Annotated in this window: 11 protein-coding genes; 8 read left to right on the top strand and 3 right to left on the bottom strand. The window is 66.2% G+C overall.

Annotated features, from left to right (window positions below; all coding sequences use genetic code 11):
• Positions 1 to 6: 6 nt before the first annotated feature.
• From mupP to QO207_RS15795, 3 genes are all read right to left on the bottom strand, one after another.
• Positions 7 to 684: an N-acetylmuramic acid 6-phosphate phosphatase MupP gene (gene mupP / locus QO207_RS15805; RefSeq protein ID WP_301533310.1), complete on the bottom strand. Its 678-nt coding sequence runs from the start codon at positions 682 to 684 to the stop codon at positions 7 to 9.
• On the bottom strand, positions 681 to 1,379 hold the full coding sequence (gene ubiG / locus QO207_RS15800) for a bifunctional 2-polyprenyl-6-hydroxyphenol methylase/3-demethylubiquinol 3-O-methyltransferase UbiG (protein ID WP_301533309.1): 699 nt from the start codon (positions 1,377 to 1,379) through the stop codon (positions 681 to 683). The genes mupP and ubiG overlap by 4 nt, the downstream gene beginning before the upstream one ends.
• A gap of 110 nt (positions 1,380 to 1,489) precedes the next feature.
• Entirely contained in the window at positions 1,490 to 2,815 is a 1,326-nt protein-coding gene (locus QO207_RS15795; protein WP_301533308.1) for a TRZ/ATZ family hydrolase, read from the bottom strand.
• A 153-nt stretch (positions 2,816 to 2,968) separates the two neighbouring features.
• Between QO207_RS15795 and mtnA the strand changes: the two genes are divergently transcribed.
• From mtnA to cmk, 8 genes are all read left to right on the top strand, one after another.
• The gene (gene mtnA / locus QO207_RS15790; protein ID WP_301533307.1) at positions 2,969 to 4,045 is read left to right on the top strand and encodes an S-methyl-5-thioribose-1-phosphate isomerase; all 1,077 of its coding nucleotides are present in this window, start codon (positions 2,969 to 2,971) and stop codon (positions 4,043 to 4,045) included.
• Between the two features lie 233 nt (positions 4,046 to 4,278).
• Positions 4,279 to 7,059 (top strand): DNA gyrase subunit A, encoded by a 2,781-nt coding sequence (gene gyrA / locus QO207_RS15785; RefSeq protein WP_301533306.1) that lies wholly within the window; start codon positions 4,279 to 4,281, stop codon positions 7,057 to 7,059.
• A gap of 14 nt (positions 7,060 to 7,073) precedes the next feature.
• Positions 7,074 to 8,159: a 3-phosphoserine/phosphohydroxythreonine transaminase gene (gene serC, locus QO207_RS15780; RefSeq protein ID WP_301533305.1), complete on the top strand. Its 1,086-nt coding sequence runs from the start codon at positions 7,074 to 7,076 to the stop codon at positions 8,157 to 8,159.
• Complete coding sequence (gene pheA / locus QO207_RS15775; RefSeq protein ID WP_015478144.1) at positions 8,159 to 9,256, top strand: prephenate dehydratase; 1,098 nt, start codon at positions 8,159 to 8,161, stop codon at positions 9,254 to 9,256. Before serC ends, pheA begins: the two co-directional genes overlap by 1 nt.
• Positions 9,256 to 9,855: an adenylyl-sulfate kinase gene (cysC, locus tag QO207_RS15770; RefSeq protein ID WP_301533304.1), complete on the top strand. Its 600-nt coding sequence runs from the start codon at positions 9,256 to 9,258 to the stop codon at positions 9,853 to 9,855. The genes pheA and cysC overlap by 1 nt, the downstream gene beginning before the upstream one ends.
• Before the next feature lie 26 nt (positions 9,856 to 9,881).
• Entirely contained in the window at positions 9,882 to 10,994 is a 1,113-nt protein-coding gene (hisC, locus tag QO207_RS15765) for a histidinol-phosphate transaminase (RefSeq protein WP_301533303.1), read from the top strand.
• Positions 10,987 to 13,212: a bifunctional prephenate dehydrogenase/3-phosphoshikimate 1-carboxyvinyltransferase gene (locus QO207_RS15760; RefSeq protein ID WP_301533302.1), complete on the top strand. Its 2,226-nt coding sequence runs from the start codon at positions 10,987 to 10,989 to the stop codon at positions 13,210 to 13,212. The genes hisC and QO207_RS15760 overlap by 8 nt, the downstream gene beginning before the upstream one ends.
• Positions 13,212 to 13,901 carry a (d)CMP kinase gene (gene cmk / locus QO207_RS15755; RefSeq protein ID WP_301533301.1) on the top strand — a complete coding sequence of 230 codons (690 nt, stop codon included), beginning with the start codon at positions 13,212 to 13,214 and terminating at the stop codon, positions 13,899 to 13,901. Before QO207_RS15760 ends, cmk begins: the two co-directional genes overlap by 1 nt.
• Positions 13,902 to 14,521 lie beyond the last annotated feature (620 nt).

Raw genomic sequence — 14,521 nt, 5'->3', positions numbered from 1 at the left:
TTCGGCTCAGCAGGAGCAGAGGGCGCGATCGAGGACGGCGAGCAGGTCGCGGGGAGCATCGACGATGACGTCGGCGCCCCAGTGCGCGGGATTGTCGTCCGGGTGGATATAGCCGTAGCGCACGGCTGCGGTCTTGGTCCCGGCGGCGCGGCCCGACTCGATGTCGCGCAGGTCGTCACCGATGAACAGCACTTCGGACGGATCGACCTTCAGCTGGCTGCAGGCCAGCAGGAGCATTTCCGGGTCCGGCTTGCTCTTGCTCACGTGGTCCGGGCAGACCAGCACGGCGGAGCGCTCGGCCAGGCCCAGCTGCTCCATGATCGGCGCGGCGAAGCGCACCGGCTTGTTGGTCACCACGCCCCAGATCAGCCGCGACTGCTCGATGCTCTCCAGCAGTTCGGCCATGCCGTCGTACGGGCGGGTGAAGACGGCGCAATGCTCCTGGTAGCGGTCGAGGAACTCCTGGCGCAGGGCCTCGAAGCCGGGGGCTTCCGGGTCCATGTCGAAGGTCGCGGCAACCATGGCGCGGGCGCCGCCGGAGACCACGTCCTGGATGCGCTGGTCGGCGATCGGCGCGCGGCCGTGGTCCTTGAGCATCGCCTGGCACACGGCGATGAAGTCCGGCGCGGTGTCCAGCAAGGTGCCGTCCATGTCGAAGAGAACCGCTCTGAGCATGCGACTCACTCCTCGCGCAGGGTCTGGATCATGTAGTTGACGTCAACATCGTTGGCCAGCTTGTAGTGCTTGGTCAGCGGGTTGTAGGTCAGGCCGATGATGTCCTTGACCGCCAGGCCTGCGTCACGCGACCAGGCGCCCAGCTCGGAGGGACGGATGAACTTCTTGAAGTCGTGGGTGCCGCGCGGCAGCAGGCGCATCACGTACTCCGCACCGACGATGGCGAACAGGTAGGCCTTCGGGTTGCGGTTGATGGTGGAGAAGAACACCTGGCCGCCGGGCTTGACCATCCTGTAGCAGGCACGGATGACCGAAGCCGGGTCCGGCACGTGTTCGAGCATCTCCAGGCAGGTCACCACGTCGAACTGCTCGGGCATCTCTTCGGCCAGGTCTTCGGCGGTGATGCGGCGGTATTCCACCGGCACGCCGGATTCCAGCTGGTGCAGCTGGGCGACCGCCAGGGGCGCTTCGCCCATGTCGATACCGGTGACGGTGGCGCCGCGCTGGGCCATGGCTTCGCTGAGTATGCCGCCGCCGCAGCCGACGTCGAGCACCTTCTTGCCGGCGAGGCCGACGCGCTCGTCGATCCAGTTGACCCGCAGCGGGTTGATGTCGTGCAGGGGCTTGAACTCGCTTTCGCGGTCCCACCAGCGGTGGGCGAGGGCCTCGAATTTGGCGATCTCGGCGTGGTCGACGTTGCTCATGGTGTCCCTATTGATCAAAAAGCTGGAAACGAAGGCTGACTATGATGCCAGCTTCGTTCACCGGATGGGGCGCGGCATGACAGATTGTCGCAGCACTGGGAGGGTGGGGCTCAGGCGCCGGCGATCTTGCGGCCCCATTCGCCAGCCACGGCAATCAGCCGCTCTTCGTCCAGGCGGGTGAGTCTGCCGTCTTCCAGCAACTGCTTGCCGCCGACCCACACGTGGCGCACGCAGTCGCGGCCGCTGGCATAGATGACCTGCGAAACGGGCTCGTACACCGGCTGCTGCGCCAGCCCGGAAAGGTCGAAGGCGGTAATGTCGGCAGACTTGCCCAGCTCCAGGCTGCCGGTCTCCTGCTCCATGCCCAGCGCGCGGGCGCCATTCAGGGTGGCCATGCGCAGGGCGCGGTGGGCGTCCAGCGCGGTGGCCTGGCCGGCCACGGCCTTGGCCAGCAGGGCGGCGGTGCGGGTTTCGCCGAGCAGGTCCAGGTCATTGTTGCTGGCGGCGCCGTCGGTGCCGATGGCGACGTTGACGCCGGCCTGCCACAGCCGTTCCACCGGGCAGAAGCCGCTGGCCAGCTTGAGGTTGGATTCGGGGCAGTGCACCACCGAGCTGTTGGTTTCCACCAGCATGGCCAGGTCCTCTTCGTTCACCTGGGTCATGTGCACGGCCTGGAAGCGCGGGCCGAGCAGGCCGAGGCGATGCAGGCGGGCCAGCGGCCGCTCGCAGTGCTTCTCCAGCGCCTGCTGGACCTCGAAGGCGGTCTCGTGGACGTGCATATGGATGCCGGCGTCCAGTTCCTCGGCGAGCATCAGGATGTTTTCCAGCTTGTCGTCGCTGACCGTGTAGGGCGCGTGCGGGCCGAAGGCCACCTTGATGCGCGGGTGGTGCTTGAGGTCGTCGCGCAGCGCCAGGCCCTGGCGGATAGCATCGTCGGCGTCGCGGGCGCCGGGCACCGGGAAGTCCAGCACCGGCACGCTGATCTGCGCGCGCACGCCGGCCTTGTGCACCACTTCGCAGGCGACCTGCGGGAAGAAGTACATGTCGGAGAAGCAGGTGATGCCGCCCTTGAGCTGCTCGGCGATGGCCAGTTCGGTGCCGTCGCGGACGAAGTCCTCGCCGACCCACTTCGCTTCCGCCGGCCAGATGTGCTCCTGCAGCCAGGTCATCAGCGCGAGGTCGTCCGCCAGGCCGCGGAACAGGCTCATCGCCGCATGGCCGTGGGCGTTGATCAGGCCGGGGGAGAGCAGCATGCCCGGCAGCTCGCGGGTTTCCGTCGCCGGGTGGCGCAGCGCTTCGGCGCGCGGGGCGAGGAGGGCGATGCGGCCGTCGCGGATGCCCATGCCGTGGCCCTGCAGGACCACGCCGGCGGGTTCCACGGGGACTATCCAGGTGGGGAAGAGCAGCAGGTCGAGCGGGGCTTTTGCGGTCGGCATGAAGCGCATCCTGGGCGCGTGGATAAAGGCGCCGAGTATAGCCGAGCGCCACCGCCGCAGGCTCGGTATACTCGGCGCTTTTACCCGCCTGCGCGGGAAGATTCCTGGGGGCCGGGAAGGGCCTGCGATTCCATTGAAATGAAGAGGTGTTCCATGCGTGAGCGACTGTTGGCGGCCGAACGGGTCACGGCCATTGATTGGCGCAAGGGCACTCTCCGTCTGCTGGACCAGCGCCTGCTGCCGCTGGAGGAAACCTGGCTGTCCTATGAGAGCGCCGAAGGCGTAGCCGACGCCATCCGCCAGATGGTCGTGCGCGGCGCGCCGGCCATCGGCATCGCTGCCGCCTACGGCCTGGTGCTGGGCCTGCGCGCCCGCGTGGCGGCTGGTGGCGACTGGCGCGCAGCGCTGGAGGAAGACTTCACCGTGCTGGCCGAATCGCGGCCGACCGCGGTCAACCTGTTCTGGGCGCTGAACCGCATGCGCGACCGCCTGGAGCGCCTGAAGCCGGGCGAAGACCCGCTGCCGCTGCTGGAAGCCGAGGCCGTGGCGATCCACGAGAGCGACCGCGAGGCGAACCTGACCATGGCCCAGTTGGGCGTGGACCTGATCCGCAAGCACCACGGCGGCCCGCAGAAGATTCTCACCCACTGCAACACCGGCGCCCTGGCCACCGGCGGCTTCGGCACCGCGCTGGGTGTGCTGCGCGCGGCGCACCTGGAAGGGCTGATCGAGCGGGTCTACGCCGACGAGACGCGGCCCTGGCTGCAGGGCGCCCGGCTGACCGCCTGGGAGCTGGCCAACGAAGGCGTGCCGGTCACATTGAATGTGGACGCGGCCGCTGCGCACCTGATGAAGACCGAAAGCATCACCTGGGTCATCGTCGGCGCCGACCGCATCACCGCCAACGGCGACGTCGCCAACAAGATCGGCACCTACCAGCTGGCGGTCACCGCCATGCACCACGGCGTGCGTTTCATGGTGGTGGCGCCCAGTTCGACCATCGACATGGGCCTGGAAAGCGGCGAGGACATCCCGATCGAGGAGCGCGACGGTCGCGAACTCCTGGAAATTGGCGGCAAACGTGTCGCTGCCGACGTGGAAGCCTTCAATCCGGTGTTCGACGTGACCCCGGCCGACCTGATCGACGCCATCGTGACCGAGCGCGGCGTCGTCGAGCGTCCGGACACCGAGCGGATGGCCCAGCTGATGAGCCGCAAGCGCCTGCATTGACGGGGCCTGCGGCAATTCATCGAGGGGCTTGGCCGAGGGTAGGGTTTGACCCGGGCTTGTGGTAAGCTCCGACGGTTCTTGATGGGGCTTTTTTGCGCCCCCCACAGCATCGCGGATCAACGGCCAAGTCGTTGATTTGTAGAGAGTCGGTGGCGCTTTGATGGCGCACCGCGCTCCGCCGGGCTCAGGACGGGCCGGGTGGAGTCACATTTGAAAAAGGAACCAGGCTTCTCATGGGCGAACTGGCCAAAGAAATCCTCCCGGTCAACATCGAAGACGAACTCCGACAGTCCTACCTCGATTACGCCATGAGCGTGATCGTCGGTCGTGCCCTGCCCGATGCGCGCGACGGCTTGAAGCCCGTGCACCGGCGCGTCCTGTACGCCATGAGCGAACTGGGCAACGACTGGAATAAGCCCTACAAGAAGTCTGCCCGTGTGGTCGGCGACGTGATCGGTAAGTACCACCCGCACGGCGACACCGCGGTGTACGACACCATCGTCCGCATGGCCCAGCCCTTCTCGCTGCGCTACATGCTGGTCGACGGCCAGGGCAACTTCGGTTCGGTGGACGGCGACAACGCCGCGGCCATGCGATACACCGAAGTGCGCATGTCCAAGCTCGCCCATGAGCTGCTGGCGGACCTGGACAAGGAAACCGTCGACTGGGTGCCCAACTACGACGGCACCGAGCAGATCCCGGCGGTCATGCCGACCAAGATCCCCAACCTGCTGGTCAACGGTTCCAGCGGTATTGCCGTGGGCATGGCGACCAACATCCCGCCGCACAACCTCACCGAGGTGATCAACGGCTGCCTGGCGTTGATGGACAACCCCGAGCTGTCCATCGATGACCTGATGCAGTACATCCCCGGTCCGGACTTCCCGACCGCGGGCATCATCAACGGCCGTGCGGGCATCATCGAGGCCTATCGCACCGGTCGTGGCCGCGTCTATATCCGTGCCCGCGCCACCATCGAGGACATGGAGAAGGGCGGCAACCGCCAGCAGATCATCATCACCGAGCTGCCCTACCAGCTGAACAAGGCCCGCCTGATCGAGAAGATCGCCGAGCTGGTGAAAGAGAAGAAGATCGAAGGCATCACCGAGCTGCGCGACGAGTCCGACAAGGACGGCATGCGCGTGGTCATCGAGCTGCGCCGCGGCGAAGTGGGCGAGGTCGTGCTCAACAACCTCTACGCCCAGACCCAGCTGCAGAGCGTCTTCGGCATCAACGTGGTGGCCCTGGTCGACGGTCAGCCGCGCACGATGAACCTCAAGGACATGCTCGAGGTGTTCGTCCGTCACCGCCGCGAAGTGGTGACCCGCCGCACCGTCTACGAGCTGCGCAAGGCTCGCGAGCGCGGCCACATCCTCGAAGGCCAGGCCGTCGCCCTGTCGAACATCGACCCGGTGATCGAGCTGATCAAGTCCTCGCCGACCCCGGCCGAAGCCAAGGAGCGCCTGATCGCCACCGCCTGGGAATCCAGCGCCGTGGAAGCCATGGTCGAGCGCGCCGGTGCCGACTCCTGCCGTCCGGAAGACCTGGACGAGCAATACGGCCTGCGCGAAGGCAAGTACTACCTGTCGCCGGAACAGGCCCAGGCCATCCTGGAACTGCGCCTGCACCGCCTGACCGGCCTGGAGCACGAGAAGCTCCTGTCCGAGTACCAGGAAATCCTCACTCTGATCGGCGAGCTGATCCGCATCCTGACCAACCCCGAGCGCCTGATGGAAGTCATCCGCGAGGAGCTGGAGAAGGTCAAGGCCGAGTTCGGCGATGCCCGCCGCACCGAGATCGTCGCGTCGCAGATGGACCTGACCATCGCCGACCTGATTACCGAAGAAGAGCGCGTGGTGACCATCTCCCACGGCGGCTACGCCAAGTCCCAGCCGCTGGCCGCCTACGAGGCCCAGCGCCGTGGTGGCAAGGGCAAGTCCGCCAGTGGCGTGAAGGACGAGGACTACATCGAACACCTGCTGGTCGCCAACAGCCACGCCACCCTGCTGCTGTTCTCCAGCAAGGGCAAGGTCTACTGGCTGCGCACCTTCGAAATCCCGGAAGCCTCGCGTACCGCCCGTGGCCGTCCGCTGGTGAACCTGTTGCCGCTGGACGAAGGCGAGCGCATCACCGCGATGCTGCAGATCGACCTGGAAGCCGTGCGCGCCCAGTTCGCCGGTGACGAGGGCGATGACGACGACGTGGTCGCCGAGCAGGTTGCCGAAGTGGTGGAAGCCGAAGAGGCCGAAGAGGGCGATGACGCCGACTTCAGCCAGGACGAGCCGACTGGCGCGTACATCTTCATGGCCACCATGAAGGGCACCGTGAAGAAGACCCCGCTGATCCAGTTCACCAAGCCGCGTTCCAACGGCCTGATCGCCCTGAAGCTGGAAGAGGGCGACTCGCTGATCGCCGCCGCCATCACCGACGGTTCGAAGGACGTGATGATGTTCTCCAACGCCGGCAAGGTGATCCGCTTCAAGGAAAGCAAGGTCCGCATCATGGGCCGTAACGCCCGTGGCGTGCGCGGCATGCGCCTGGTCGAAGGCCAGCGCATCATCTCCATGCTGATCCCCGAATGCCGCGAAGCGCAGATCCTCAGCGCCTCCGAGCGTGGCTACGGCAAGCGCACCCCGCTGGCCGACTACCCGCGTCGCGGTCGTGGTGGCCAGGGCGTGATCGCCATGGTGATCAACGAGCGTAACGGCAACCTGGTAGGCGCCGTGCAGGTGCTGGATGGCGAGGAAATCATGCTGATTTCCGACCAGGGCACCCTGGTGCGTACCCGTGTCGACGAAGTCCGCGGCGCTGGCCGTAACACCCAGGGCGTGATCCTCATCAAGCTGGCTGCCGACGAGACCGTCGTGGGCCTGGAGCGGGTGCAGGAGCCGACCGTGGTGGACGACGAAGACGACGTCATCGACGGCGAAGTCGTCGAAGGCGAAGTGTCGGACGAGAACCCAGAAGCAGGCGAAGCCGCGGCTGAAGAAGCCCCGCAGGCCAGCGAAGACTGATAGCGAGAGTGGATGTGAGCAAGCGAGCCTTTAACTTCTGCGCCGGTCCCGCGGCGCTTCCCACCGCGGTGCTGGAGCGCGCCCGCGCCGAACTGCTGGATTGGCAGGGCAAGGGCCTGTCGGTCATGGAGATGAGCCACCGTAGCGACGACTACGTGGCCATCGCCGAGAAGGCCGAGCAGGACCTGCGCGACCTGATGGGCGTGCCGTCGAACTACAAGGTGCTGTTCCTGCAGGGCGGCGCCAGCCAGCAGTTCGCCGAGATCCCGCTGAACCTGCTGCCCGAAGACGGCGTGGCGGACTACGTGGAAACCGGCATCTGGTCGAAGAAGGCCATCGAAGAGGCTCGCCGCTACGGCAACGTCAACGTGGTTGCCAGCGCATCCCAGTACGACTACTTCGCCATCCCCGGGCAGAACGAGTGGAACCTGACCAAGGACGCCGCCTACCTGCATTACGCGTCCAACGAGACCATCGGCGGTCTGGAGTTCGACTGGATTCCGCAAGTCGGTGACGTCCCGCTGGTGGTGGACATGTCCTCGGACATCCTCTCGCGCCCGACCGACGTGTCGAAGTTCGGCCTGATCTACGCCGGCGCGCAGAAGAACATCGGCCCGTCCGGTCTGGTCGTTGTCATCGTTCGCGAAGACCTGTTGGGCCGCGCCCGCAGCAGCTGCCCGACCATGCTCAACTACAAGGTCGCCGCCGATAACGGCTCCATGTACAACACCCCGGCAACCTACTCCTGGTACCTCTCCGGCCTGGTCTTCGAATGGCTGAAGGAGCAGGGCGGCGTCGACGCCATGGAGCAGCGCAACCGCGCCAAGAAGGACATGCTGTACGGCTTCATCGACAACAGCGACTTCTACACCAACCCGATCCAGCCCAGCGCCCGCTCCTGGATGAACGTGCCGTTCCGCCTGGCCGACGAGAAGCTCGACAAGGCCTTCCTCGAAGGTGCCGACGCGCGCGGCCTGCTCAACCTGAAGGGCCACCGTTCGGTGGGCGGCATGCGTGCCTCCATCTATAACGCCCTCGGCCTGGACGCCATCGAAGCCCTGGTCGGCTACATGGCCGAGTTCGAGAAGGAGCACGGCTGATGAGCGACGCTGACCAGCTCAAGGCTTTGCGCGTACGCATCGACAGCCTCGACGAGAAGATCCTCGAGCTGATCAGCGAACGCGCCCGCTGCGCCACCGACGTGGCGCGCGTGAAGATGGCCGCCCTGCCCGAAGGCGAGAAGCCGGTGTTCTACCGGCCCGAGCGCGAGGCCTGGGTGCTCAAGCACATCATGGAGCTGAACAAGGGCCCGCTGGACAACGAGGAAGTCGCTCGTCTGTTCCGCGAGATCATGTCCTCCTGCCTGGCCCTGGAGCAGCCGCTGAAAGTGGCCTACCTCGGCCCGGAAGGCACCTTCACCCAGGCCGCGGCGCTCAAGCACTTCGGCCACGCGGTGATCAGTACGCCGATGGCTGCCATCGACGAAGTGTTCCGCGAAGTCGCCGCCGGTGCGGTGAACTTCGGCGTGGTGCCGGTGGAAAACTCCACCGAGGGCGCGGTCAACCACACCCTCGACAGCTTCCTCGAACACGACATGGTGATCTGTGGCGAGGTGGAACTGCGTATCCACCACCACCTGCTGGTGGGCGAGAACACCAAGACCAGCAACATCACCCGCATCTACTCCCACGCCCAGTCCCTGGCCCAGTGCCGCAAGTGGCTGGACGCGCACTACCCGAACGTCGAGCGCGTGGCGGTCTCCAGCAACGCCGACGCCGCCAAGCGGGTCAAGAGCGAGTGGAACAGCGCGGCGATTGCCGGCGACATGGCCGCCAGCCTGTACGGCCTGGACAAGCTGCACGAGAAGATCGAGGACCGCCCGGACAACTCCACGCGCTTCCTCATGATCGGCAATCAGGAAGTGCCGCCCACCGGCGACGACAAGACTTCCATCATCGTCTCCATGCGCAACAAGCCGGGCGCCCTGCACGAGCTGCTGGTGCCGTTCCACAACAACGGCATCGACCTGACCCGCATCGAGACCCGCCCGTCGCGCAGCGGCAAGTGGACCTACGTGTTCTTCATCGACTTCGTCGGCCACCACAAGGACCCGCTGATCAAGGACGTGCTGGAGAAGATCAACAGCGAAGCCGTTGCCCTGAAGGTGCTGGGCTCGTACCCGAAGGCCGTGCTCTGATGGAGCGCAACCTCCGCTGGCAATCCCTGGCGGTGGATCGTGACGGGCGCGCGGCAATCAAGGCTCAGCGCCCCTGCATGATCTGGCTGACCGGCCTCAGCGGCTCGGGCAAGTCCACCCTGGCCGACGCCCTGGAGCGGCGGCTGTTCGCAGTGGGACGGCATACCTACCTGCTCGACGGCGACAACCTGCGCCACGGCCTGAACCGTGACCTCGGCTTCAGCGCCGACGACCGCTGCGAGAACATCCGCCGGGTCGGCGAAGTCGGAGCGCTGATGGTGGATGCGGGGCTGATCGCCATTGCTGCGTTCATCTCGCCCTTCCGTGCCGATCGCGACCTGGTCCGCGAGCTGTTGCCGGCGCGCTTCGTCGAGGTACACGTCTCCACGCCGCTGAGCGTTTGCGAAGAGCGTGATCCCAAGGGGCTCTACCGCAAGGCGCGGGCCGGCGAGCTGAAGCAGTTCACCGGCATCGATTCGCCCTTCGAGGCGCCCCTGGCTGCCGAACTGACCCTCGACACTTCCAAGCTATCGGTCGAGGAAGCCGTCGACCGCATCTGCAATTACATGGTGACCGCCGGCTATATCGAAGCCTTCTGAGCGGCCCCACTCGAGAGAGATGCCCCATGAGCTGTGATTTCCTTGCCCTGGCCCAACCGGGCGTGCAGAAACTTTCCCCCTACGTGCCCGGCAAGCCGGTCGATGAACTGGCTCGCGAGCTGAAACTCGACCCCGCCGGCATCGTCAAGCTGGCCAGCAACGAGAACCCGCTGGGCCCGAGCCCGAAGGTCCTCGAAGCGATCCGTGCCGAACTGGCCGAGCTGACCCGCTACCCCGACGGCAACGGCTTCGAACTGAAGAGCCGCCTGGCCGCCCGTTGCGGCGTCGACACCACGCAGGTCACCCTGGGCAACGGCTCCAACGACATCCTCGACCTGGTGGCCCGCGCCTACCTCGCGCCCGGCCTGAACGCCGTGTTCAGCCAGTACGCCTTCGCCGTCTACCCGATCTCCACCCAGGCCGTCGGCGCCCAGGGCAAGGTCGTGCCGGCGAAAGACTGGGGTCATGACCTGGAGGCCATGCTGGCCGCCATCGACGCCAACACCCGCGTGGTCTTCATCGCCAACCCGAACAACCCCACCGGCACCTGGTTCGGCCCGGACGCGCTGGAGCGCTTCCTCTCGAAGGTTCCGGAAAGCGTCCTGGTGGTGCTCGACGAGGCCTACATCGAATACGCCGAAGGCGAAGAGCTGCCGGACGGCCTGAAGTACCTGGCGCGCTACCCGAACCTGCTGGTCTCGCGGACCTTCTCCAAGGCCTACGGCCTGGCGTCGCTGCGGGTCGGCTACGCGATCTCCTCGGCGCAGGTCGCCGATGTGCTCAACCGCGTACGCCAGCCGTTCAACGTCAACAGCCTGGCCCTGGCCGCTGCCTGCGCCGCGCTGGATGACGCGCAGTACCTGGCCGAAGGCAAGCGCATCAACGACGAAGGCATGGCCCAGCTGGAAAACGGTCTGCGCGCCCTGGACCTGCAATGGATTCCCTCCAAGGGCAACTTCATCGCCGTGGACCTCAAACGCGATGCCGGCCCGGTCTACCAGGCCCTGCTCGCCGAGGGCGTGATCGTTCGTCCGGTGGGTGGCTACGGCATGCCGCAGCACCTGCGCATCTCCATCGGCCTGCCGGCCGAGAACGCCCGCTTCCTCGACGCGCTGGCCAAGGTGCTCGCCCGTGCCTGATGTCCAGCCGCACAAGCTGCGCCGCCTGGTGGTGGTGGGGCTCGGCCTGATCGGCGGCTCCTTCGCCAAGGGCATCCGCGAGAAAGGCCTGTTCGAGGAAGTGGTCGGTGTCGACCGTGACCCGCAGACCCGCCGCGCGGCGGTGGAACTGGGCGTGGTCGATCGCTGCGAGGAAAGCCTTGCTGCCGGTTGCCGCGACGCCGACGTGATCCAGCTCGCCGTGCCGATCCTGGCCATGGAGAAGGTCCTCGGCGAACTCGCCAGTCTCGACATCGGCAACGCCATTCTCACCGACGTTGGCAGCGCCAAGGGCAACGTGGTGCGCGCTGCGCAAGCAGTGTTCGGCGGCATGCCGGCACGCTTCGTTCCCGGCCACCCCATCGCCGGTTCCGAGCAGAGCGGAGTGGAGGCGGCCAACGCAAAATTGTTCCGCCGTCATAAAGTCATCCTCACGCCGCTGGATAATGCCGACGCGGATGCGATCCAATGTGTCGAGCGCCTCTGGCGCGAGCTGGGTGCGGATGTCGAGCAGATGGCCGTCGAACACCACGACGAAGTCCTCGCCGCCACCAGCCACCTGCCGCACCTGCTGGCCTTCACGCTGGTCGACTCGCTGGCCAAACGCAGCGAGAATCTGGAAATCTTCCGCTATGCCGCTGGCGGCTTCCGCGACTTCACGCGGATTGCCGGCAGCGACCCGGTGATGTGGCACGACATCTTCCTCGCCAACCGCGAGGCGGTGCTGCGCATCCTCGACGTATTCCGTGACGACCTCGACGACCTGCGCGAGGCCGTCGATAAAGGGGACGGGCAACAACTGATGGGCGTCTTCACCCGCGCCCGGGTTGCTCGCGAGCATTTCAGCAAAATCCTGGCCCGCCGGGCCTATGTGGACGCCATGCACAACAATGACCTGATTTTCCTGGCCCAGCCGGGTGGCCGCCTCTCCGGACGTGTTCGCGTACCGGGCGACAAGTCCATTTCCCACCGTTCGATCATGCTCGGCTCCCTCGCCGAAGGCACGACCGAGGTGCAAGGCTTCCTCGAAGGTGAAGACGCCCTCGCCACCATCCAGGCGTTCCGCGACATGGGCGTGGTCATCGAAGGCCCGCACCACGGCCGCGTGACCGTGCATGGTGTAGGCCTGCACGGCCTGAAGACCCCGCCCGGCCCGATCTACCTGGGCAACTCCGGCACCTCCATGCGCCTGCTCAGCGGCCTGCTCGCCGCCCAGCCGTTCGACACCACCCTGACCGGCGACGCCTCGCTGTCCAAGCGCCCGATGAACCGCGTCGCCAAGCCGCTGCGGGAAATGGGTGCAGTGATCGAGACCGGCCCCGAAGGCCGCCCGCCGCTGACCATCCGTGGCGGCCAGAAACTCACCGGCATGCACTACGACATGCCGATGGCCAGCGCCCAGGTGAAGTCCTGCCTGCTGCTAGCCGGCCTGTATGCCGCAGGTGAAACCTCCACCACCGAGCCGGCCCCGACCCGCGACCACACCGAGCGCATGCTGCGCGGCTTCGGCTACCCGGTCGATGTCGAAGGCGCCACCGCCCGCGTCGAGTCCGGCCACAAGCTCACCGCCACCGCCATCGAAGTGCCGGCCGACATCTCCTCGGCGGCCTTCTTCCTGGTCGCCGCGAGCATTGCCGAAGGTTCCGACCTGACCCTGGAGCACGTCGGCATCAACCCGACCCGTACCGGCATCATCGACATCCTCAAGCTGATGGGCGCCGACATCACCCTGGAAAACCAGCGTGAAGTGGGCGGCGAGCCGGTTGCCGACATCCGCGTGCGTTCGGCCCAGCTCAAGGGCATCGACATCCCCGAAGACCTGGTGCCGCTGGCCATCGACGAGTTCCCGGTACTCTTCGTCGCTGCCGCCAACGCCACTGGCCGTACCGTCCTGCGCGGCGCGGAAGAACTGCGGGTGAAGGAATCCGACCGCATCCAGGTCATGGCCGACGGCCTGCTGGCCCTGGGCGTGAAGTGCGAACCGACCCCGGACGGCATCATCATCGACGGCGGCAGTTACGGCGGCGGCGAAGTCTGGAGCCACGGCGACCACCGCATCGCCATGTCCTTCAGCGTGGCCTCCCTGCGTGCCGGCGCGCCGATCCGCATCCACGACTGCGCCAACGTTGCGACCTCCTTCCCGAACTTCCTCGGGTTGGCCTCCGGCGCGGGCATCCGCGTCGCCGAGGAGCAGAACTGATGAACGGCGAATGGCCGGTCCTCGCCATCGACGGCCCCAGCGGCTCGGGCAAGGGCACCGTCGCCGGTCTGCTGGCCAAGCGCCTGGGCTGGAACCTGCTGGACTCCGGCGCGCTGTATCGCCTGCTGGCGTTCGCCGCCGGTAATCACGGCATCGACCTGACCAATGAGGAAGCCCTCAAGGTCCTGGCCGCGCACCTGGACGTGCAGTTCACTCACGCCAAGGGCGGCCAGGGTCAGCACATCATCCTCGAAGGCGAAGACGTCACCGACGTCATCCGTACCGAGCAGGTGGGTGCCGGCGCCTCGCAAGTCGCCGCACTGCCGGCGGTGCGTGATGCGCTGCTGCAACGCCAGCGCGCCTTCCTTGAAGCGCCGGGCCTGGTAGCCGACGGCCGTGACATGGGCACCGTGGTCTTCCCCAGCGCCCCGCTGAAGATCTTCCTCACCGCTTCCGCCGAGGAACGCGCCCGTCGCCGCTACCTGCAGCTCAAGGGCAAGGGCATCGACAGCGACCAGGCCCAGTTGGCCGAAGAAATCAGCGCCCGCGACGAACGCGACAGCCAACGCGCCGTCGCCCCGCTCAAGCCCGCCGTCGGTGCCATCCTGGTGGACTCTACCTCGATGAGCATCGACGAGGTGGTCGACAGCATCCTCGCTGAAGTGGCGCGGCTGGGATTGGCCGACTGATCCACTGAATTTCGTCCGAGCCGCTAAGGCTCGGACGAATTCTGCTGTTCCTTAGGGCGTGCCTGCCTGCTCCGGCGGAGTGCTCCTGCATTCTATAAGCCGCATATTCCATGAATTCTCGAAGTTTCTTTCCGCTGGTATTGCTATCAGTGGCGAATGCCGAGAAGTGCGCCGGAGCTGTGCACGGGCGCGTGTAACTTTTGCCCGACGACTGATTCCACGATGTGGCGTCTGTGTAGGGCAAATAACGCGCAGCGTTATCCGCCCTCCTATAGCTCCTGGCGATTTGCCTGACATACGCGAATCCTTCGACCTGTCACCCTCGCCATCCTTTCCTGAGCATGCTTCCCAGGCGCGGATCACTCCGTCAGGCGCGGGGTGTTCATTCAGGAACTGCCTGACTCAGCGATGGCATTGCGGTCCTACAAGCCTGCTGCTTAGCGTTTTCTCCGCCACGGAACAGCCGTGGTCAGGTGTGGAAACCTGAATTTACCGAGAAACGCTGTAGCAGTAATCGACCGGCCCTTGGGGCCGGTCGTCTCTGGCTATCTATGGCGGGCCGTGCGAGGCGGACTCAGGTCCGGCCGGTTCTTGCGGTTGTTCTCGGTAGCCGGTTTTCC

Origin of the sequence: Pseudomonas sp. CAN1 (assembly GCF_030462585.1) — a bacterium.
Classification (GTDB): Bacteria; Pseudomonadota; Gammaproteobacteria; order Pseudomonadales; family Pseudomonadaceae; genus Pseudomonas.
Note: the sequence above shows the minus strand (reverse complement) of the source record. Positions and strands in the feature narration are given on the sequence as shown.

Bases quoted from the DNA above. Each gene is read 5' to 3' on its own strand.
- ubiG (WP_301533309.1), bottom strand. From the start codon at position 1,379: ATGAGCAACGTCGACCACGCCGAGATCGCCAAATTCGAGGCCCTCGCC.
- QO207_RS15795 (WP_301533308.1), bottom strand. From the start codon at position 2,815: ATGCCGACCGCAAAAGCCCCGCTCGACCTGCTGCTCTTCCCCACCTGG.
- mtnA (WP_301533307.1), top strand. From the start codon at position 2,969: ATGCGTGAGCGACTGTTGGCGGCCGAACGGGTCACGGCCATTGATTGG.
- gyrA (WP_301533306.1), top strand. From the start codon at position 4,279: ATGGGCGAACTGGCCAAAGAAATCCTCCCGGTCAACATCGAAGACGAA.
- pheA (WP_015478144.1), top strand. From the start codon at position 8,159: ATGAGCGACGCTGACCAGCTCAAGGCTTTGCGCGTACGCATCGACAGC.
- cysC (WP_301533304.1), top strand. From the start codon at position 9,256: ATGGAGCGCAACCTCCGCTGGCAATCCCTGGCGGTGGATCGTGACGGG.
- hisC (WP_301533303.1), top strand. From the start codon at position 9,882: ATGAGCTGTGATTTCCTTGCCCTGGCCCAACCGGGCGTGCAGAAACTT.
- cmk (WP_301533301.1), top strand. From the start codon at position 13,212: ATGAACGGCGAATGGCCGGTCCTCGCCATCGACGGCCCCAGCGGCTCG.